The sequence below is a fragment of the Corynebacterium sp. KPL4072 genome (assembly GCF_037908395.1).
Taxonomy (GTDB): Bacteria; Actinomycetota; Actinomycetes; order Mycobacteriales; family Mycobacteriaceae; genus Corynebacterium; species Corynebacterium kefirresidentii.
The window spans coordinates 13,521-33,136 of sequence record NZ_JBBMGE010000009.1; the positions used below are offsets into that span (position 1 = coordinate 13,521).

Annotated in this window: 17 protein-coding genes; 12 read left to right on the forward strand and 5 right to left on the reverse strand. The window is 56.4% G+C overall.

Features of this window, described 5'->3' with window-relative positions; translation table 11 throughout:
• Positions 1 to 25 precede the first annotated feature (25 nt).
• The 9 genes from ruvB to WMP97_RS09750 all read left to right on the forward strand — a co-directional run bounded on the left by ruvB (position 26) and on the right by WMP97_RS09750 (position 12,462).
• Positions 26 to 1,105: a Holliday junction branch migration DNA helicase RuvB gene (ruvB, locus tag WMP97_RS09710; RefSeq protein WP_340440406.1), complete on the forward strand. Its 1,080-nt coding sequence runs from the start codon at positions 26 to 28 to the stop codon at positions 1,103 to 1,105.
• Between the two features lie 73 nt (positions 1,106 to 1,178).
• Complete coding sequence (gene yajC / locus WMP97_RS09715) at positions 1,179 to 1,541, forward strand: preprotein translocase subunit YajC (protein ID WP_248098549.1); 363 nt, start codon at positions 1,179 to 1,181, stop codon at positions 1,539 to 1,541.
• Positions 1,542 to 1,778: 237 nt separating this feature from the next.
• A complete protein-coding gene (gene secD / locus WMP97_RS09720; RefSeq protein WP_340440407.1) occupies positions 1,779 to 3,671 on the forward strand; it encodes a protein translocase subunit SecD in 1,893 nt (630 codons plus the stop codon).
• A 2-nt stretch (positions 3,672 to 3,673) separates the two neighbouring features.
• The gene (secF, locus tag WMP97_RS09725; protein ID WP_340440408.1) at positions 3,674 to 4,834 is read left to right on the forward strand and encodes a protein translocase subunit SecF; all 1,161 of its coding nucleotides are present in this window, start codon (positions 3,674 to 3,676) and stop codon (positions 4,832 to 4,834) included.
• A gap of 53 nt (positions 4,835 to 4,887) precedes the next feature.
• The gene (locus tag WMP97_RS09730; protein WP_340440409.1) at positions 4,888 to 6,555 is read left to right on the forward strand and encodes an ABC transporter substrate-binding protein; all 1,668 of its coding nucleotides are present in this window, start codon (positions 4,888 to 4,890) and stop codon (positions 6,553 to 6,555) included.
• 54 nt (positions 6,556 to 6,609) lie between these two features.
• Positions 6,610 to 7,155, forward strand: coding sequence for an adenine phosphoribosyltransferase (locus tag WMP97_RS09735; protein ID WP_005324978.1), 546 nt, complete (start codon positions 6,610 to 6,612; stop codon positions 7,153 to 7,155).
• 87 nt (positions 7,156 to 7,242) lie between these two features.
• Positions 7,243 to 9,531: a RelA/SpoT family protein gene (locus tag WMP97_RS09740; protein ID WP_156900699.1), complete on the forward strand. Its 2,289-nt coding sequence runs from the start codon at positions 7,243 to 7,245 to the stop codon at positions 9,529 to 9,531.
• A 188-nt stretch (positions 9,532 to 9,719) separates the two neighbouring features.
• On the forward strand, positions 9,720 to 11,792 hold the full coding sequence (locus WMP97_RS09745) for a bifunctional metallophosphatase/5'-nucleotidase (protein ID WP_340440410.1): 2,073 nt from the start codon (positions 9,720 to 9,722) through the stop codon (positions 11,790 to 11,792).
• 97 nt (positions 11,793 to 11,889) lie between these two features.
• Entirely contained in the window at positions 11,890 to 12,462 is a 573-nt protein-coding gene (locus tag WMP97_RS09750) for a DUF421 domain-containing protein (RefSeq protein ID WP_023021441.1), read from the forward strand.
• Positions 12,463 to 12,588: 126 nt separating this feature from the next.
• Here WMP97_RS09750 and WMP97_RS09755 read toward each other — a convergent pair whose 3' ends face one another.
• Entirely contained in the window at positions 12,589 to 12,891 is a 303-nt protein-coding gene (locus tag WMP97_RS09755; RefSeq protein WP_200287419.1) for a hypothetical protein, read from the reverse strand.
• Positions 12,892 to 13,243: 352 nt separating this feature from the next.
• Positions 13,244 to 14,104: a peptidylprolyl isomerase gene (locus WMP97_RS09760; RefSeq protein WP_023021443.1), complete on the reverse strand. Its 861-nt coding sequence runs from the start codon at positions 14,102 to 14,104 to the stop codon at positions 13,244 to 13,246.
• Positions 14,105 to 14,246: 142 nt separating this feature from the next.
• On the opposite strand from WMP97_RS09760, the gene tpx reads away from it, so the two are divergent.
• From tpx to hisS, 3 genes are all read left to right on the forward strand, one after another.
• Positions 14,247 to 14,744 (forward strand): thiol peroxidase, encoded by a 498-nt coding sequence (tpx, locus tag WMP97_RS09765; protein WP_340440411.1) that lies wholly within the window; start codon positions 14,247 to 14,249, stop codon positions 14,742 to 14,744.
• 84 nt (positions 14,745 to 14,828) lie between these two features.
• Positions 14,829 to 15,464, forward strand: coding sequence for an MBL fold metallo-hydrolase (locus tag WMP97_RS09770; protein ID WP_340440412.1), 636 nt, complete (start codon positions 14,829 to 14,831; stop codon positions 15,462 to 15,464).
• 5 nt (positions 15,465 to 15,469) lie between these two features.
• Positions 15,470 to 16,759, forward strand: a complete 1,290-nt coding sequence (hisS, locus tag WMP97_RS09775) for a histidine--tRNA ligase (protein ID WP_049360699.1) — start codon at positions 15,470 to 15,472, stop codon at positions 16,757 to 16,759.
• 26 nt (positions 16,760 to 16,785) lie between these two features.
• Here hisS and WMP97_RS09780 read toward each other — a convergent pair whose 3' ends face one another.
• From WMP97_RS09780 to WMP97_RS09790, 3 genes are all read right to left on the reverse strand, one after another.
• Positions 16,786 to 17,361 carry a TetR/AcrR family transcriptional regulator gene (locus WMP97_RS09780; RefSeq protein ID WP_239204077.1) on the reverse strand — a complete coding sequence of 192 codons (576 nt, stop codon included), beginning with the start codon at positions 17,359 to 17,361 and terminating at the stop codon, positions 16,786 to 16,788.
• A 10-nt stretch (positions 17,362 to 17,371) separates the two neighbouring features.
• Positions 17,372 to 18,781: an L-serine ammonia-lyase gene (locus WMP97_RS09785; protein ID WP_239204075.1), complete on the reverse strand. Its 1,410-nt coding sequence runs from the start codon at positions 18,779 to 18,781 to the stop codon at positions 17,372 to 17,374.
• 175 nt (positions 18,782 to 18,956) lie between these two features.
• Entirely contained in the window at positions 18,957 to 19,616 is a 660-nt protein-coding gene (locus WMP97_RS09790) for an FMN reductase (RefSeq protein WP_239204073.1), read from the reverse strand.

Sequence of the window (19,616 nt, forward strand, 5' to 3'; positions counted from 1 at the left end):
CGGCAGGCAGGAAGGCTGAACAATCATGTCCGATATTGAGCGCACCGAATTTAACCTCCCCGACGGCATCGACGCGGCGCATTCTTCGCAGCGCAATAGCGACGTCGAAGCGACCGCACACTCCGAGGAACATGATATTGAGCGGTCATTGCGCCCGAAGTCGCTAGATGAGTTTATAGGCCAGCCCAAGGTGCGCGAGCAGCTTTCCTTGGTGCTCAAAGGCGCTAAGAATCGCGGAGTTACGCCGGACCACGTTCTGCTCTCTGGCCCGCCTGGTCTGGGTAAGACCACCATGGCGATGATTATCTCCCAGGAGTTGGGGACCTCACTGCGTATGACTTCGGGGCCTGCCTTAGAGCGCGCCGGCGATTTGGCCGCCATGCTTTCAAATCTGATGGAAGGCGACGTGCTTTTCATCGATGAGATCCACCGCATTGCTCGTCCGGCGGAAGAAATGCTGTATATGGCGATGGAAGATTTCCGTATTGACGTCATCGTAGGCAAGGGGCCTGGTGCTACCTCCATTCCGCTGGAAATCCCGCCTTTTACCCTGGTAGGGGCTACAACCCGCGCCGGCATGCTTACTGGCCCCCTGCGTGATCGATTCGGCTTTACTGCGCAAATGGAGTACTACGACACGGCTGACTTAACTCAGGTGATTAAGCGTGCGGCGCACATCTTAGACGTAGATATTGACCATGATGCAGCGGTAGAAATTGGTTCTCGTTCGCGTGGCACCCCGCGTATTGCTAACCGTCTGTTGCGCCGCGTTCGCGACTATGCCGAGGTCAACGGCTCGGGTCTGATTGATCTTAGTGCGGCCCAGGGGGCGCTCGAGGTCTTCGACGTGGATGAAATGGGCCTCGATCGCTTGGACCGGGCGGTACTCGATGCCTTAATTAAGGGGCACGGCGGCGGACCAGTCGGCGTGAGCACCCTTGCCATTGCGGTGGGCGAGGAACCCTCGACGGTGGAGGAGGTGTGTGAGCCCTACCTGGTGCGTGCCGGGATGATTGCGCGAACAGGACGCGGCCGCGTAGCTACCGCCGCCGCGTGGCGGCACTTGGGGCTAACTCCTCCTGAGGGGGCAGCCGGCCTGTTTTAATTCCAGGCGCCAGCCTGCTTGGTCAAGCACTCTGGGTTTTTGTGTTCACTTCCGTCTGGCACACTAGGGAGCTATGGAAATCATCATTCTCATCATTATTGGCATCCTGTTCGTCATCCCCTCCTTCATGGCCATGCGAAAGCAGCGCCAGCGCCAAAATGATATGCAGGCCCTACAAAACTCCCTCAAGCCGGGCGATTCCATCGTTACCGCGGGCGGTGTACACGGCGTGGTGCGTAACACCAGTGACAAGGATGTGGATCTAGAAATTGCCCCAGGAGTGGTGGTTACTTTTGACAAGATGGCCGTGATTCGCACCGAGCAGGAGGCCAATAAGCTCGAGCGCCCTGCGGCTGCTGGGGAAGCACAAGGCGATACGGAAGATAACCTGCCTGATGAGAATGTCCCTCCGTTCGGCGGCGAGGGGAAGAACTAACCCCGTCTTTCCTGAGAGTTATCTTAACGTTTGCTAGGTGGTGGGAACTTTGTGGAGCGTAGACCCCATCACACTTTGGGCCTTATCTGGCCCTCGTTAAGGAAAATTCCGTCTCATGACGTACGATTGTGCGTTGTTGACGTGCCTGCGCCATCCGGTCGGGCCGTATTTATTGTCTAAGCACCCTGTTATAAGCAGCACAGGAGATTATCGTTGTCCGCATCACCCCGTCGCGCTATGAAAAATAGCCAACGCCAATGGCCGAAGCGCGCTATCGCGTTATTCGTCCTCATTGTGGTTGTTATCTATGCGCTTATCTTTCTTACTGGTAGCCGTCAAAGCACGCCGAAGCTCGGCATTGACCTGCAAGGCGGTACTCGCGTAACGCTTGCTCCGCAAGGCGAGGAGCCCACTCAGGACCAGCTCAAACAAGCACGCACCATCTTGGAACAGCGTGTCAATGGTATGGGCGTTTCTGGCTCTGAGGTTGTCATTAACGGCAATACCCTGGTTATTACCGTGCCAGGAGAGGACGCTTCCCAAGCACAGGCCGTAGGTAAGACCTCGCAGCTCTTCTTCCGCCCAGTGGCTAAGCCATCCATGCCGGATATGGGCAAGCTCAATAAGGAGCTAGAAGACATGGCCAACCGCTGGGTAAAGTATGGCGTGCTAAGCGCAGACGAAGCGAACAAGCAGATGGATCAAGGCGTCAAGGCCATCTCTGCGCAGGAAGCGCAGATGACCGGACAGAAGCCAAAGGAGAAGAAGGCTCCAAAGGTCAGCGCTAAGCCCCTGGATGAGCCAAGCAACTCCATTGAGCAGTCGAAGCGCCGTGATGAAATCACGGAGATGTTGCTCAAGGACCGCCAGTCCGAGGATCCGACGACCCAAGCCGCAGCTTCGATGCTGATGACCTGTCAGGGCGATACCGATCCGCTGGCTGGCGCGGACGATCCGGCTAAGCCATTTGTTACCTGTGATTATTCCAAGGGCAACCCGTACGTCCTCGAGCCCGCGCCACTTCTTAACGGCATCAAGGATGAAAATGGCACCCGCCTAACCGGCAATGAGATCAATACCAATGGTCCTATCGAAGGCGGTATGAACAACAAAACCGGCCAAATGGAGATCAACTTCTCTTTCAAGACCGGAGATGGACCAAACGGTTCCCAGACGTGGGCGGACCTCACCAAGGAACACCTCAACGACCAAGTCGCCATTACCCTTGACTCCGCAGTTATCTCTGCACCGGTGATCCAGGGCGCAACTCCAGTTGGGTCCGCAACCTCTATTACTGGTGATTTCAGCCAGGAGGAAGCACAGAACCTGGCCAATAACTTGAAGTATGGCGCACTGCCGCTGTCCTTCGCCGGTGAAAATGGCGAGCCGGGCGGTACCATTGAGTCCATTCCGCCGACACTGGGTAAGGCCGCCCTGCAGGCCGGCCTTATCGCGGGCCTAGTCGGCTTGGTACTCGTGATGGCTTATTCGCTGTATTACTTCCGCGCACTGGCCGGCGTCTCCCTCGTCTTCCTCATTTCTTCTGGCCTGTTGACCTATGGTGCCTTGGTGCTGCTGGGTCGTTGGATCGGCTACTCACTGGATCTCTCCGGTATTGCCGGTCTGGTCATCGGTGTGGGTGCAACGGCTGACTCCTTCGTGGTCTACTACGAACGCATCAAGGATGAGCTGCTAGAGGGACGCACTTTCCGCTCCGCTACGCAAAAGGCGTGGGAGCGTGCTCGTGCGACCATCGTGACCGGTAACGCGGTGACCCTCATCGGCTCCGTAGTGGTCTACTTCCTCGCCATCGGTGAGGTTAAGGGCTTCGCCTTTACCATGGGCCTGACCACGGTCTTCGACCTTGTCGTATCCTTCTTGGTTATGGCACCACTGATGCAGTTGGTGGGCCGCCGTCCAGCTGCAGCCAAGCCTTCGATGAACGGCCTTGGCGGTATCTACGCCTTGGTGGAAGAGCGTCGTGAACGCGGCTATTTCGGCTCGGGGTATCGCAAAGCAGGCTCCACTAAAACCTCCGCAACCAAGGAGGCAGCCACCACAGAAACGGCAGCACATACTGCCGCAGGAACCGCACGTCCCGTTGATGCTGCGGAAGATGAGGAGAAATAAGCATGGCTGTTTCGACTAAGCACAAGATTTCCCGAATGGACCGCCTCTACGAGGATGAGCGCGGTTATGACTTCATTGGCCGCACCAAGCTGTGGTACGGCATCACCGCCGCGCTGATCGTGGCGGCCGTGGCCGCAATCCTAATTCGCGGCTTCAGCCTCTCGATTGACTTCGAAGGCGGCACCACGCTGTCCATGCCGGCAGGGGACCTTAAGGAAGAAGAAGTAGGACGCGTCTTTGAAGATTCCACCGGCGTAGAACCCGAGCAGGTACATATCGTAGGCTCCGGCAACTCCGAGACCTTGGAGATTGTCTCCGAACGCCTCAGCCAAGAAGAGGTGAATGCGGCTCGTACCGCTATCTACGAGGACTTTAAGCCGAAGGATGAAGAAGGTAAGGCCACCCCGGATGCCATCGGTTCGTCCACGGTATCTGAGTCCTGGGGTTCTTCCATTACCCAGCGCATGCTTATCGCCATGCTGGTCTTCTTGGTAGCTGCCACCGTTTATGTGGCCATTCGCTTGCAGAAGAACATGGCTTTTGCCGCTATCATCGCCCTGATTGCAGACGGCGTGATTATTGCCGGCATTTATGCGCTCTTCGGATTCCAGGTTTCCCCTGCTGTCATCATCGGTCTGCTTACCGTCCTGACCTTCTCCATGTATGACTCGGTCATTGTCTTTGACAAGATCAACGAGAACACGGAAGGCCTTGAAGGCCAGCGCAAGAAGACCTTTGCTGAGCTGACGAACCTGGCGATTAACCAGACGGTCATGCGCTCGATTTCTACCTCGGTGATTTCTGCGCTGCCGATTATCGCGCTCTTCGTGGTGGCCGTGTGGCTCATGGGCATTGGTACCCTGCGCGATTTGGCACTCATCCAGCTCATCGGTGTGGTTGAGGGTATTTTCTCCTCCATCTTCTTCGCTACGCCATTGGTTGTCACCTTCGCCAATATGTCCAAGAAGATTAAGCGCCACAATAAGCGAGTAGCGGACTACCGTGCTGGTAAGGATGAGAAGGGTGCTGCAGAAGATGACGCACCCGCAGCGGGGCGCACCGTGGTTTCGCCAGTAAGTGCTCAGTCCACCCCGGCTGGCAAAGAAGCCGAATCGGCGGAGTCCACCGGACACCCTGGCGCAACGTGGCGGCCAGGAAGGTAACTTCCGGTAGTAAAATTCAGGCGGATCGCTAGCTGAAGTGAGGGCACATAACCATGCTTAAGGAAAAGAGCAGTTCTGGAGGACGTCATTGGGGGAGGCGGGCCCTTGCTTCATGCGTATCCGCACTCGCCCTGGCTGCATCTGCCTGCAGCGGGCAGGGTGGCGAGGATGATTCTTCGGCTGCGCCCCAGGAACCAGAATCCTATGGATACTTTGGGTACCAGGTAAATTCCCGTCTGGCCACTACCAACGCAGGCACCTCCTTTGGTTCTGCCAGCTCCGCCGGACTGTTGTCCACGCGCCTATATCCTGGCCTTTTCGTACCTGGTCCCGCGGGCGAATTGATCCCCAATGCAGACCTAGTAGAAACGGAAGAGCTCCCGCCCGCTGAGGGTAGCGACCAGCGCAGCGTCCAGCTGACCTTGGCCGAGGATGCCGTCTTCTCCGATGGCACTCCCGTGACCTGTGATGATTACTATTTGACTTACGTTGCCGGCACCCATCCGGCTGAATTTGCCTCCCATATGCCGCTGATGAATGACATTGCGAATTTCAGCTGCGAACCCCACAGCAAATCGTTTACGTTGACCTTTAATAAGGATCAGGGGCAGCGCTGGCGCCATATGTTTGGCGCCGGAACGGTCATGCCCGCCCATGCGCTGGCAGAAAAGGCTGGGTTGAGCCTTGAGGAGCTTAATGCAGCGCTGGCAGCCGAAGATATGCAAGCGCTAGATCCAGTTGCCCAGGCATGGCGGTATGGCTTCTCTGTGGCAAAGGATCAACTCGATCCAAAACTGCAAGTGTCTTTTGGCCCCTATGTCATCGACAAGATAGGCGATGAGGGCGAGGTTATCCTCAAAGCGAACGAAAAATACTTTGGGGATGCGCCAGCCGAGGACCACGTTGTGGTGTGGCCAGCGGATGCTGACGCGCAAAATCTGGTAAATAAGGGGGCGCTGCGCGTGGTCGACGCCGCCAATGCAACCCCTGACTGGCTTGACCGGAATCAAAGTGAGTCAGAGGAGGACTCCTATGAAGCTACCCCAATGGTAGGCGAGCTAACGGATACGCTGACGCTGTCTGAGGCTGGGGTATTCGCCGAGCCGTGGGCACGCGAGAGCTTCGCTGCGTGCGTCGATCAGCAGGCGGTGGCTCAGGCAAGCTCCGCGGCCTCTGGCGTAGAGGTGCCACCGGCTTATGTGCGCACCGTTTCCGTCACCAACCCGGTTGCCGGCGGCCTCGACAAAGTGGGCAAGGAGCACCAGGGTACCGATCTGGCGCAGGCGGGGAATCTGAATGGAACGACCATCAAGGTAGGCTACTTAGGACCGGATAAGCGTTACGCAGCGATGGTGGAACAGCTCCGTGCATCCTGTGAGCCGGCCGGAATCACCATCGAGGATGCGTCTGCGGAGTTTATGTCTCAGCACTACCTGGAAATGGATCCAGAAACCTGGGCACCTACCGTCGACGCTTTCCTTGGACCGGTAGATCCTCAGACGGAGTACTCCGCGGTCGAAGCTAGTATGAAAAACTCTGCGGAGCTTAAGAAGACAGAAGAAGCTTTGTGGAAGGATATTCCGTCCATTCCGCTCTCCGCGCAGCCGCGTGTCTTCCTCGTCCGCCGCGACGTGGAAGGTGTCCTGCCGTACACTGGCGTCTCGGGCATCGGTTGGAATATGGATCGCTGGCGTAGCACCGCTCCAACCGAAAAGAAGTAGGACCCGCAACAGCGGCCGTTAACGACCTCTCGCAATTATTTCTCAAGGAAGATTATGAGTTCGCACTACGAATCAGCAGCACAGGCTCTCAAGGATAAGGTTCGCCTCGTTCAAGACTTCCCAGAGGAGGGTATCCTCTTCGAAGATCTCACCCCAGTTTTGGCAGACCCAGAGGCTTTTCGCACCGTCGTAGACGGCTTAGCGGCCGCCTGCGAGGAACTGGGCGCGGACATGATCGGTGGCCTAGATGCCCGTGGCTTCCTCCTCGGCTCGGCCGTGGCCTACAAGATGGGCCTGGGTATCCTAGCCATCCGCAAGAAGGGCAAGCTTCCTCCTCCGGTATACACCGAGGAATACGAGCTGGAATACGGCTCGGCGGCGCTGGAGATTCCGGCCAGCGGCGTCGACATCAAGGGCAAGCGCGTAGTGCTTGTCGACGACGTCCTAGCCACCGGTGGCACCCTCCATGGTGCGAAACTTCTGCTCGAGTCCGCGGGTGCCGAGGTTGCCGGCAACGTCGTTGTGCTGGAAGTCAAAGGCCTCAATGGGCGTGAGCGTTTATCCGGCCCGCCGCTCATTGTGCTAAATGCCACAGACTAAGATGAAGTGTCTAAGCTAGATCCCACGATCTAGACGAATATGAGGCCAATATGGCCCGTGGCACTGTGAAGGGCGGTAGAAATGGCCATGGATAAACCCGTAAAGCGCCAGACCGGCGGCGGTATGCGTAGCATGTCGGCTCGCCTTGCCCGTTCGCTCACAGGCGGCCGAGTCAGGGTGAATCCGGTGCTGGACCCGCTGATGTCCATCCACCGCAAGTTTCACCCTAAGGCCGACTCAGACCTGCTCAATCGTGCTTATAACACCGCCGAGCGTCTGCATGAAGGGGTTTTCCGCAAATCTGGAGAACCTTATATCACCCACCCACTTGCCGTTGCTACGATCGCTGCGGAAATTGGTATGGACACCACCACCATCGTGGCAGCGCTCTTGCACGATACGGTGGAGGATACGGACTACTCCTTAGACGACCTCACCAGGGATTTCGGCCCCGAGGTGGCCCGGCTGGTTGACGGTGTGACGAAGTTGGATAAGGTGGCGCTGGGCTCGGCCGCAGAGGCGGAAACCATCCGCAAGATGATCGTAGCCATGGCCACTGACCCGCGCGTCTTGGTCATTAAGGTAAGCGACCGCCTGCACAATATGCGTACGATGCGGTTCCTCCCGCCCGAAAAGCAGGCCAAAAAGGCGCGCCAAACCCTCGAGGTTATCGCTCCATTAGCTCACCGCTTAGGCATGGCCAGTGTGAAGTGGGAGCTGGAGGACCTATCCTTTGCCATCCTGTACCCCAAAAAGTACGACGAGATTGTGCGCATGGTGGCAGACCGCGCCCCCTCGCGTGACCGCGCGCTCAAAGAGATCATTAGCCAAGTTAGTGCGGCATTGAAGGAAAACGGCATTGAAGCTGAGGTTATGGGCCGGCCAAAGCACTACTGGTCCATCTACCAAAAGATGATCGTACGTGGCCGCGACTTTGCAGAGATTTTTGACCTAGTGGGTATCCGCATCCTAGTAGAGGATGTCAATAGCTGTTATGCCGCAATTGGCGTGGTTCACTCGATCTACCAAGCTCTGCCCGGGCGCTTTAAGGACTATATTTCTTCGCCGCGATTTGGTGTCTATCAATCGCTGCACACCACAGTGCTAGGCGATGGTGGTGCCACGCTGGAGGTCCAGGTACGCACCCACGAGATGCACTACAACGCCGAATTTGGCGTGGCCGCTCACTGGCGTTACAAGGAAACCAAGGGCAAGAACTCGGGCCACCAAGAAGAAGTGGACCAGATGGCGTGGATGCGCCAACTTCTGGACTGGCAGAAGGAAGCAGCTGACCCTAATGAGTTCCTAGATTCCCTGCGCTATGACCTTACCGCTAAGCAAATCTTTGCCTTTACCCCTAAGGGTGACGTAGTAAATCTGCCAGCAGGTTCTACTCCGGTGGACTTTGCCTATGCAGTACATACCGAAGTGGGGCATAGGTGTATCGGTGCCAAGGTCAATGGCAAGCTGGTAGCACTGGAATCGAAGCTAAAATCCGGTGACAAGGTTGAGATCTTTACTTCTAAAGACCCTAACGCAGGCCCGTCCCGTGATTGGCAGGACTTTCTGGTATCTGCACGCGCTAAGACTAAGGTACGGCAGTGGTTTGCCAAAGAGCGCCGCGAAGAACATTTGGAGGCTGGGCGAGATGCTCTAGCCACTGAGGTCCAGCGAGGCGGCCTGCCGATGCACCGCCTGTTTACCGCCAGATCCATGAAGCAGGTGGCGGAGCAGCTACACCACGCTGATGTCGATTCGCTGTATACCGCTATCGGCGCGGGCCAAGTATCTGCGCAACATGTTGCCAATCAATTGGTTGCCATGTTTGGGGACCAGGACGATGCAATTGACACTTTGGCCTCGCGCACGCCGCTGTCTGAGATTGAAAATTCCCGTGCCCAGCACACCGAGGACTCCGCATCGGGCACCGGCATCTTGGTGGAGGGCAGCCCTGATGTAATGGCCAAGCTCGCCAAATGCTGCCAGCCTGTACCAGGCGATACCATCTTTGGTTTCGTAACCCGCGGCGGCGGAGTATCAGTGCACCGAGCCGACTGCACCAACGCGGAAAAGCTCAAAGCAGAACCCGAGCGCATGCTAGAGGTGGCCTGGTCTTCTGGGACCTCCGCTACCGGTGCTTTCTCTGCGACGTTGCAATTGGAAGCCCTTGACCGGCAAGGCCTTCTTTCAGAGCTCACCCGCGTTATGAGTGATGAGAACATCAACGTTTTGACCATGAACTCCAACCGGGGTGATGACCACATTGCGACGGTTAGGTTTACGTTCTCGGTGTCAGACACCAAGCAGCTGGGCACGTTAATGACGACCTTGCGCAATACGGAAGGCGTCTTCGACGTTTACCGAGTAACTGCTTAGCGCGCTTTCTCCTTACCCTCAAGGAGGGGCGGGGCAAGCAACGCGAAGGCTTCGGGCTGGTTACCAGTGTATGAATTTTCGGCTTCTGCCAGGTAAATCCCCAGCAAGCGAGCTTAGTTTCTCCTGCCAAGTTGTTAGTAAAGCGATATAAATTATCCTGTTGCTTTCTACAATCTAGGAGTATTTCAATGCAGTTTCGCCGCATCGGCCAACTTGTGGCCGCCACTACCGTATCCGCTGTAGCTCTCTCCGGCGCGCAGGCGGTCGCACAAGAAAACATGACCACCATCTCTGTCACCAATATCACCGATATTCACGGTCACTTGGAGGACAAGATCGGCGCCCCAGCAAAGGCCGGCGATGAAATTGGCGTGGCTCGTTTGCAGTCCCTAATCAAGCAGGTCAATGAAGGTCAGGAATTCAACCTGACTTCTTCGGGCGATAACGTAGGCGGCTCTGCCTTTGTATCTGCAATTTCTGATGACAAGTACACCCTTGAGGCTCTCAATCAGATGGGCATGAAGGTATCCGCAGTGGGCAACCACGAGTTTGATAAGGGCACCGAGGATCTAACCGAGCGCATTCAGCCGAACTCCACGTATCCCATCTTGGGTGCCAACGTGCTTAAAGACGGCAAGCCCTTGCTTAAGCCTTCTCACGTTGAAGACGTGGACGGCGTCAAGGTGGGCTATGTCGGAACCGTGACGGAAAATACCAAGTACAAGGTATCTGCGGCCAAGATCCCGGGCGTTACCTTCACGGATCCAGTAAAGGCAACCAATGAAGAGGCCGCCCGGCTAAAGGAGTCCGGCGAAGCGGACGTTGTTGTCGCCCTTTTCCACGAGGATGCCCAAGAATATGCCGAGGGCTTCAGTAAAGACGTAGACGTGCTTTTCGGCGGCGATACTCACCAGCGCACCAAGGGCGAAGTCCCGCGCGAAGGTGCACTCCCGTTGCAATGGGCGCAGGGGCATGAGTATGGCAAGTTGCTTAACGACGTCGACATTACCTTTGACAAGTCCGCCAAGAAGGTAACCGACATCAAACTCAGCCAGTACGATGCTACCGACGCTGCCGCTGTCGAGCCGGACGCTGGCATTGCAGCTGTGGTGGAAAAGGCACAAAAGGAAGCCGAGGTAGAAGGCTCCAAGACTGCAGGAAACGTCAAGCAGGACCTGTTCCGTGGCTCTGACGAAGGCGCAGAGGCAGGCTCCAACCGTGGCGTAGAATCCACCCTCAATAACTTCATCGCAGATGGCCAACGCTATGCCATGAGCAAGCAGGTAGGTAAGGATATCGAGATCGGTGTCATGAACGCCGGTGGTGTGCGTGCTGACCTGAAGGGTGGCGACGTTACCTACAAGGACATCTTTGAGGTGCAGCCGTTTGGTAACTCCGTGATTACCGCAAAGATTTCCGGCGAGGAGTTCATCAATGCTTTGGAAAACCAGTGGCAGGAAGGCAGCCGTCCGCGCTTGGCCATGGGGCTTTCCAATAATGTGCAGGTGGTCTACGACCAGAAGGCCAATAAGGGTGAGCGGGTAAAGTCCGTGACCATCAACGGCGAACAGATTGACCCGAAGAAGGATTATTCCATCGCGCTGTCGTCCTTCCTTGCTTCTAGTGACGAAGAACCCGGCGGCGATGGCTATTTCAACGCTGGTTCCATCAAGGACAAAAACGATGTGGGCTACATGGACACTCAGGCCATGATTGACTACATCAAGTCGGGTGAATCTGAGGTCCGCACCGGACAAGGTCAAATCGGTGCCCACGTTGAAGGTGAGGTGAAGCCGGGTAAGGAAATTACCGTCAATCTGTCTAGCCTTAATTACTCCACCGAGGGTGAGCCGATGGCCAAGAAGGCAACCGTGAAGTTGGGTGACGCTGAGCAGACCGTCGACATCGACAACGCTGCCCAGGAAGGCGATGCGCAATTTGGCGAGCGCGGACGTGCAACGGTAAAGCTCACCGTTCCAGAAAACCTCAGCGGCAAGCAAAACCTCGAAATCACCACTGACGCCGGCACAAAGGCAACTCTGCCTATCGAGGTAAGCGGCGAGGGCTCCCAGGAGCCGGGTGCTAAGCCCGAGCCGAAGGGTTCCTCCTTGTCCTCTAACGGTTCTTCCATGGGCAGCGCAGTATTTGCCATTGTTGCGGCGCTGGTAGCTGGTGTTGCGGTTGTGGGTATGAACCCGCAGATTCTTCCTGCCCCAGCGCGCAAGATGATTGAGGACCTGCGCAAGCAATTCCACCTCTAAGCCATCACGGCGCTAGGCGGAGCGGTTCTTCCTGAACGGGGGAGTATCGCTCCGCCTTTTCTGTATGCCGTGCAGCAGCCAGGTAACCTAATCAACCGTGGATACTCTAGACCTCTTCCTGCGCGAAATTACCTATCAACTAGGCATTGAATGGCACCGTATCCCCGTTGTCGTATTGGCCACTTTGGGCATTTATCTATCCTTCATGGTCCTAGTGAAGATATTTGGCTCCCGGGTCCTTACTTCCATGACGGCCTCAGATGCCATCATCATCATTATGTTCGGCGCGGTTGCAGGCCGTGTCATTGTGGGTAATCCACCGACCCTGGCCGCCGGCGTAATCGGTTTGACTACTCTGATGGCTCTAGAGGCCGCGTTCGGTACTATCCGCAAAGTGGTGAAGTGGACTCGCTTTCTTGACCGGCGCCCAGTTCTCCTAGTATTTCGCGGGAAAATGGTTGAGGATAACTTGACCCTGGCACATATTACTAAGTCAGATATCTATTCTGCTGCCCGCAAGGCAGGCATTAGCCGTATGCAGGACGTACAGATTATGATCCTGGAGCCCACGGGTCATATCTCTGTCATCAGGGTCGGTCAAACAATCGATCCAGAGCTTTTCAAAGACCTCGTAGGGTCCGAGTACATTGAAGACGCCAAAGAGTCCTAGAAGCATTCCTAAGACTCGAAAGCACTAGCGTCGAGCAGTTCTTCCGATTGCTCAAAAGCCTACAAAAAAGCCGCTGCATTCCCATTTGGAATGCAGCGGCTTAAGAATCGCTATGAAGCGGTGACCTTACTTGTTGCCGAAAGGCAGGTCGAGGTACTTATTTGCGAAGGCGAACAGGGTTCCCAGAGCGCCGATGACGGAGGTAACAACGCCGATCCAAGCCTTGATTTCCTTAGGATCCATATCCTTGATGGAGGAACCCTCCTCGGTCGGCTCAGCGCCATTGGTGGTGGTCGCAGCGGCGGACTCCTTGTTCTCGGTGGAGGACGCTGGAGTGGTCTCGGCAGCGGTAGCAACGGTGGTGCCAGCGAAGGTCATGGACAGAGCGGTTGCGCCGGCAACGAGTGCCTTGCGGGAGAAAAGCTTCATGTTTGATTCCTAACAAGCTTGGTGCGTTCAAAGACGTTTCAAATACTAGACAGGCTGACAGGCTTCCGCAACAGTATTGGCAGGTCTCTGTTTACTCGCTGAAATATCTGAAAGTCTGCTGTGTGCTGCAAGTTTACTCTTGTGGCTAGTGTGAACTAGGGGAATTTTAGAGGCTTAGTGTTTCTGCAGCTAAGGGCTCATATTCAGGCTCAGGTTAAATTAAGGAAAGTAAAAGCCCCGGCGCGTCCGTACGTTGTGAAAGTGACGAATGCGCGGGGCTTAACCCTTGCCCCCGTTAGGGGGGTGCGGTGGTGGCAGGGGGAGGCGTCGCCAAGCAGGGCTTTTAAAGCGCCTAGGCCTTGACGGTTGCCTTCTTGATCTTGACTTCCTTTGCTGGCTTGCCGTCTGGCTGGCCGCCTTCGACACCGTTCTTGGCAATCTTGTCCATCGTCTTCATACCTTCATCGGTAATGGTGGCGAAGTAGGTGTAGTTCGGGGTCAACTCAGAATCGTCATAGTTGAGGAAGAACTGAGAACCATTGGTGTCTGGACCGCTATTTGCCATGGCGACGGAGCCGCGCGGGTAGATAACGGGGTTCTGGGCATCCTTCTCATCCACCTCGTCGGTGGGGTACTCATCAGCGAAGCTGAAGCCAGGGCCGCCGGAACCGGAACCGGTCGGATCGCCACACTGCAAGACGTTGAGACCACCCGAGGTCATACGGTGGCAAACGGTGTTGTCGTAGTAGCCAGACTTTGCCAACTCAGAAATTGCGTTGGTGGCACACGGCGCCTTGGCACGATCCATCTCCATCTCAATGGTGCCCTGAGAAGTCTCAAAGGAAACGGTAACGGTGCCCTTGGTGGAAATATCCTTTCCATTCGGCTTAGTCGCACCATTGGAATCTTGACCGGTGTCCTCGTACTTACAGGTCACGGTATCCGGCAGAGCCTTTGCACGCTTATCTGCAATGGGCTGTGCCTGTGGGGTTTGCTGCGAGGTCTCAGCTGCGGAGGACTCCTCAGCCTGGACCTTCTCATCGTCGCCTTCGCGGGTCGACAAGTAGTAAATACCGCCTACCAAGGCGAGGATTACTACGAGGGACGCGAAGACAACGCCCAGCGGGCGTGTCTTTTGCTTGCGTTCGCGGGATTTTAGCTCGCGCTCGAGCTTGCTCAGCGCCTCTTCGCCGCGCTTTTTATTATTTGGCACCGGGAGTCAACCTTTCTAGCGATTTTCGGTGGCATGATTCAACCTGACCGAGTTTAGCGGTTCCATACTTCGAAGAAAGCGTGGGCACGTAAATCGGGCTAGTCAATGGCTATTGAGCCAAGTCATAAGTACTCTGGTTTCTATGGTTGAACCAGATTTTATCGACCCGCCAACACCCACCGTTGGTGAACTTCCCGCAGTGGGAGACCCGCTGCCCGAATTCGAACTCATCGGTACGGACCTGAGTCAGATTAACAATGAGACTTTCGCGGGCACGCGCCTTATTATCTCCATCTTTCCCTCTATCGAAACCCCTTCCTGCCAGGAGCAACTGCGCCGTTTCCATGAGCAGGTTGCGCAGCTAGATAACACTAAGATTCTTTGCGTTTCTCGTGACTTGCCTTTTACCCTCAAGCGTTTTTGCGCTGCGGAAGGCATTGCTGATGTCATCGCCGCCTCCGCATTTCGATCGGATTTTGGAGAGAAGTTCGGCGTGACCGTACGCGATTCCGTATTGGAAGGCCTCCTTGCCCGTTCTGTGGTCGTGGCCGATGAAAATCACCGGGTGATGCACACACAAATGGTTCCAGGTGTTGTCACCCAGCTTGACTACGAGAAGGTGTGGGATGTTTTGAGCTAGGCCTCACGGCGTTGCTGGTCGAGGTTCATCTACGAAGACGGGGCCGGACGGCTCTTTATTATCTGGGCAGCTAGGGTGGTGGGTATGGAAATTTTCGGTTTTACTGCCGGTCCCTTTCAGACCAATACCTATGTGATTGCGGAGGGCCGTCGCGCCTTTATCGTCGATCCCGGCATGGATGCGATGGAAAAAGTCCTAGAGCATGACTTGGACTATGAGGCTATCGTGCTTACCCACGGCCACATTGACCACACCCGGGACGCCGGATCCCTTGCCGAAAAGCTCGATATCCCTGTTTATATTCACCCCGCTGACAAGTTTATGCTCGCCAGCGGCGAAGGTGTTTCGCCCCAGGCACAGGAGCTTTTCGACGCCGCCCATATGACCCCAATCAACGATGTGCGCGAGCTACAAGACGGGGAAATCCTAGAACTCCTCGGCCACACCTTCAGCTTGAAGCACGCACCCGGGCATTCTCCGGGATGCACCATGATCATTGCTGAGGATTTTGCCTTAACCGGTGATGTGCTCTTTGCCGGTGCCATTGGTCGCACCGACCTACCTCACTCGGATCCCAAAGCCATGCAGAAGTCCCTTGCGGGCCCAGTGTGGAGTTTGGCGGATAACCTCGACATTCTGCCCGGCCATGGTCCCACCACAACCATGCGTAAGGAGAGGGCGACCAATCCCTTCTTCGCTACATTGAGGGAGGTACTGTAATACCCGTGAGTAATAAAAAGCAGTTTCAGGCCCTGTCCGCTCCTAAAGGTGTCCCAGACTATTTCCCACCGCAGTCGGCCGCATTCTATAAGGTGCGCCAGACCATGGTGGAGCAGGCACATCTCTCCGGCTTCCAGCACATTGAGCTGCCCATTTTTGAAGACACCGCGCTTTTTGCTCGTGGCGTAGGCGAGTCCACGGACGTGGTATCTAAAGAGATGTACACCTTCGCCGATCGCGGTGACCGCTCCGTTACCTTGCGCCCGGAGGGTACTGCCGGCGTGATGCGCTCTGTCATTGAGCACAACTTGGACCGTGGCCAACTGCCCGTGAAGCTTAACTATTTTGGTCCGTTCTTCCGCTACGAACGCCCGCAGGCCGGTCGCTACCGCCAGCTCCAGCAGGTGGGCGTGGAGGCAATTGGTGTCGACGATCCCGCGCTAGACGCCGAGGTCATTGCTTTGGCAGACCGTTCCTTCCGCGCGCTGGGGCTCAGCGGCTTCCGCCTCGAGCTCACCAGCTTAGGCGATCGCAATTGCCGCCCGGCTTACCGGGAGAAGCTGCAGGAGTTCCTCTTTAAGCTCGATTTGGATGAAGAGACCCGCCACCGTGCTGAGATCAATCCTCTGCGTGTGCTGGATGATAAGCGTCCGGAGGTCCAAGAGCAGCTTGTCGATGCCCCCTTGATGCTCGACCACCTTAATGCGGAATGCCGCGAGCATTTCGAGACCGTTACCGGCATGTTGGATGATATGGGCGTAGCTTATGAGATTAATCCGCGCATGGTGCGCGGACTGGATTACTACACTAAGACCTGCTTCGAGTTCGTCCACGACGGCCTTGGTGCGCAGTCCGGTATCGGTGGCGGTGGACGCTACGACGGCCTGATGGCCCAGCTGGGCGGCCAAGACCTATCCGGCATTGGCTATGGCTTGGGCGTCGACCGCGCCCTGCTGGCTCTTGAAGCCGAGGGCATCACCCTAGAAGGCGTAGATTCTCGCGTGGACGTCTTTGGCGTGGCGCTGGGTGCCTCCGCAAAGCGCACCATGACCACTCTTATCAATGATCTCCGCAAGGCCGGCATTTCCGCGGATATGTCTTTTGGAGACCGTGGCCTCAAGGGCGCGATGAAGGGTGCGGACCGCGCAGGTGCGCGCTTCGCTCTGGTACTGGGCGAGCAGGAGCTAGAAAACGGCACCGTTGCGCTCAAGGACCTAGCCGCGCATGAGCAGCACGACGTCAATGTCTCTGACCTAGTTTCCGTCCTTACACGCGAAATGCACGGCGAGGCTTAGGTTTTTGTAGCCGGTGGGCATCGCGCTTAGGCGCGGTGCCCTCTTTTAATACCCGCCAAGTACAGATCAATAATCATTTCTTGGAGGTCCGGCTGGTAGGCCTCAACATCGACCTCGCGGGGCCGCGCCAAGCTGAGAAGGCCCACAATGAACTCGAGGTGGGTGACTCCGGGGCCGATCTCGCCGTGCTGTTGCCCAAGCTCAATAAACCTGCGCCCATTGCTCTCCAAGAGGTCACGCTGAGCGGTTAGCTCGGGGCTCAGAGAATCCAAATCCTGAGGGATGAAGGCAGGGATAAGGGTATTAAGCTCCATGGTAAGGATATGGGTGGCATAAGCGCGGACATAGTCATTGCCGGAATTCTTAGGATCCTCAAAGTCAGCGATGAGACGCTGTTGGAACCTCGCAAAGGCATCGCCCATATATTCTGCGCAAGCGCGGATAAGGCTCGCGCGGTTAGGGAAGTTGCGATAGACGGTGGCTACACTCACCCCAGCCTGTGCGGCTACCTTATCCAAAGCGACATTATCGCCGTGGGATCGGAATAACTGACACGCCGCGGCAATAATAGCTGTGCGGCGGTGAAGGGCATCTGCGCGCATGGAGTCTGTTTTAGCACTCCACCTGGGACACACTAAAGCCCATGGTCTTAGCCAATCCGCCCAGGGAGGTTTCCTTGTATTTGGAGAGCATATCGCGGCCGGTCTCTGCCATAGTTTGCACTGCATTATCCAAGGTCACATGATGAGTGCCTTCGCCCATCTTGGCCATGCGTGCGGCATTGATGGATTTAACCGCACCGATGGCATTGCGTTCGATGCACGGAATCTGCACCAATCCGCCAACTGGGTCGCAGGTCAGGCCCAAGTTATGCTCCAATGCGATCTCCGCGGCATTTTCTACCTGCGCCGGAGTAGCGCCGAGCAGCTCTGCCATACCCGCAGCGGCCATAGCGGAGGCGGAACCTACCTCGCCTTGGCAGCCCACCTCAGCTCCGGAGATGGACGCATTTTCTTTGATGATCATGCCGATAGCACCGGCGGTCAATAGGTAGCGCCGGGCGGTAGAACGGGTGAAGTCTGCGCGGAAATCGCGCGCATAATGCAGTACCGCTGGAATGATGCCGCACGCACCATTAGTAGGTGCGGTAATGACGCGGCCACCGGCCGCGTTTTGCTCATTGACCGCGAGGGCGTAGAGATTGACCCACTCCATGGCAGAGAATCCACAGCTGGTGTCATCCTGATTTTCCAGCAACTGGGCGTACATCTTCGGGGCGCGACGTGGCACACGCAACCCACCCGGTAGCAGGCCTTTGGTGGAAATGCCTTCGGTCACGCACTCCCGCATGATGTCCCAGACCAGATCAAGGTGCCGCAAAACGAATTCGGCGCCGCCTTCGTCACGGTGCAAGGCTTCCTCATTGGCTAGCACGATCTCCCAGATTGCCTTGTCATGGGCTTCGCACAGATTGAGCAATTCTTCGCCCGTGGTGAAATGGTAAGGAACGGTGTCATCAACCTGCGCTGCGGCTACGCCAGCGGGCACCTCATTGCTTTCGGCGACTTCCGCATCAAGCTCGGAGCGAGAGAGAATAAAGCCGCCGCCGACAGAGAAGTACTCTTCCTTTTCTGCGATGAGGTTGCCGCTTTCATCCCAAGCACTAAAAATCATGCCATTGGGGTGTTGAGGAAGTGGTTCGTTATCAAAAGCGATCTCATAGTCCACCGTGCCGCGGGGGCCAGAAATCGTTCCTTCACTGGGAATAAATCCACCTGCGTGCGGCTCGGCGTCGATAGGCACGCTTAGTGGATCCCAGCCAGCGAGACCGAGGATGACAGCGCGGTCGGAGGCATGCCCGCGGCCAGTGGCAGAAAGAGAACCGCGCAACTCGGTATACACCTTCGCCGGGTGCTTCTCGAGGGAATCGAGGAATTGCTTAGCCGCGCGCATGGGCCCAACGGTGTGCGAAGAGGACGGGCCGATGCCGATGGAGAAGATGTCCGTGACGCTAATTGTCATAGTTAAGCTGTGCCGAACCTTTCTGGGTGGATATGTGTTTGGTTCCTAGGGCTTTTCTCGTATCAAGGGGCAAAGCCGGAAGCGAGGGGAGAGGCAAATTTTCTGTGCCCAGCGTAGCGAAAGTCACACCTTCTATCAATCGCCGCCTATGCGAAGTACCGACCGCGCCTGTGGCCTAGTCGCCGTATCCATTCAGGAGCTTTCCCAAGGGGATGAAGTTCTCCTTGGCTAGCCGCACAGTAGAGTGGCCACCCAACCCCTCCAGCTCGCCAGCGATTCCAGACACCCTGTCCCTGGGGGCAACCATTTGGTCAGCTAACTGAATGGCAGAGCGCTCAATGCGGGTGACAATGCGTTCTCCTTCTGGAGTGCCCAAGTCTTCCGCAGCCTGAAAAACTCCCGTTGGCACGATATTTGCGTGGAGTTGATTAAACAGTGGGCGAAGCGCGTAATCCAAAATTAGGGAGTGGCGCGAAGAACCAGCTGTAGCTGCGATAATGGTGGGAAGATCGTCTAGTGCATGGGGCTTCAAGGTATCAAAGAACATCTTGAAGAGGCCTGAGTAGCTTCCCTGAAATACAGGGGTGACGGCAATAAGCCCATCGGCCTGAGCAATGCACTCCTGGGCCCGGGCCAACTCCGGCGTCGACGCAGTCCGATCTGTCATGGCAGTAGCTAGTTCGAAAGCCAAATCGCGAATCTCAATGACATCGATCTGGGTCCCTTCACCGCGCGCGGAGATTTTGGCGCGGGTAGCCTCTGCAAGCATGTCTGCCAGCCGGCGAGAGGAAGACGGTTGCGATAATCCAGCTGAAATAACGAGTAGGGAGCGCAT

Bases quoted from the DNA above. Each gene is read 5' to 3' on its own strand.
- tpx (WP_340440411.1), top strand. From the start codon at position 14,247: ATGGTTGAACCAGATTTTATCGACCCGCCAACACCCACCGTTGGTGAA.
- WMP97_RS09735 (WP_005324978.1), top strand. From the start codon at position 6,610: ATGAGTTCGCACTACGAATCAGCAGCACAGGCTCTCAAGGATAAGGTT.
- WMP97_RS09770 (WP_340440412.1), top strand. From the start codon at position 14,829: ATGGAAATTTTCGGTTTTACTGCCGGTCCCTTTCAGACCAATACCTAT.
- WMP97_RS09730 (WP_340440409.1), top strand. From the start codon at position 4,888: ATGCTTAAGGAAAAGAGCAGTTCTGGAGGACGTCATTGGGGGAGGCGG.
- WMP97_RS09785 (WP_239204075.1), bottom strand. From the start codon at position 18,781: ATGACAATTAGCGTCACGGACATCTTCTCCATCGGCATCGGCCCGTCC.
- secF (WP_340440408.1), top strand. From the start codon at position 3,674: ATGGCTGTTTCGACTAAGCACAAGATTTCCCGAATGGACCGCCTCTAC.
- secD (WP_340440407.1), top strand. From the start codon at position 1,779: ATGAAAAATAGCCAACGCCAATGGCCGAAGCGCGCTATCGCGTTATTC.
- ruvB (WP_340440406.1), top strand. From the start codon at position 26: ATGTCCGATATTGAGCGCACCGAATTTAACCTCCCCGACGGCATCGAC.
- WMP97_RS09790 (WP_239204073.1), bottom strand. From the start codon at position 19,616: ATGCGCTCCCTACTCGTTATTTCAGCTGGATTATCGCAACCGTCTTCC.
- WMP97_RS09745 (WP_340440410.1), top strand. From the start codon at position 9,720: ATGCAGTTTCGCCGCATCGGCCAACTTGTGGCCGCCACTACCGTATCC.
- yajC (WP_248098549.1), top strand. From the start codon at position 1,179: ATGGAAATCATCATTCTCATCATTATTGGCATCCTGTTCGTCATCCCC.
- WMP97_RS09780 (WP_239204077.1), bottom strand. From the start codon at position 17,361: ATGCGCGCAGATGCCCTTCACCGCCGCACAGCTATTATTGCCGCGGCG.
- WMP97_RS09755 (WP_200287419.1), bottom strand. From the start codon at position 12,891: ATGAAGCTTTTCTCCCGCAAGGCACTCGTTGCCGGCGCAACCGCTCTG.
- WMP97_RS09740 (WP_156900699.1), top strand. From the start codon at position 7,243: ATGGATAAACCCGTAAAGCGCCAGACCGGCGGCGGTATGCGTAGCATG.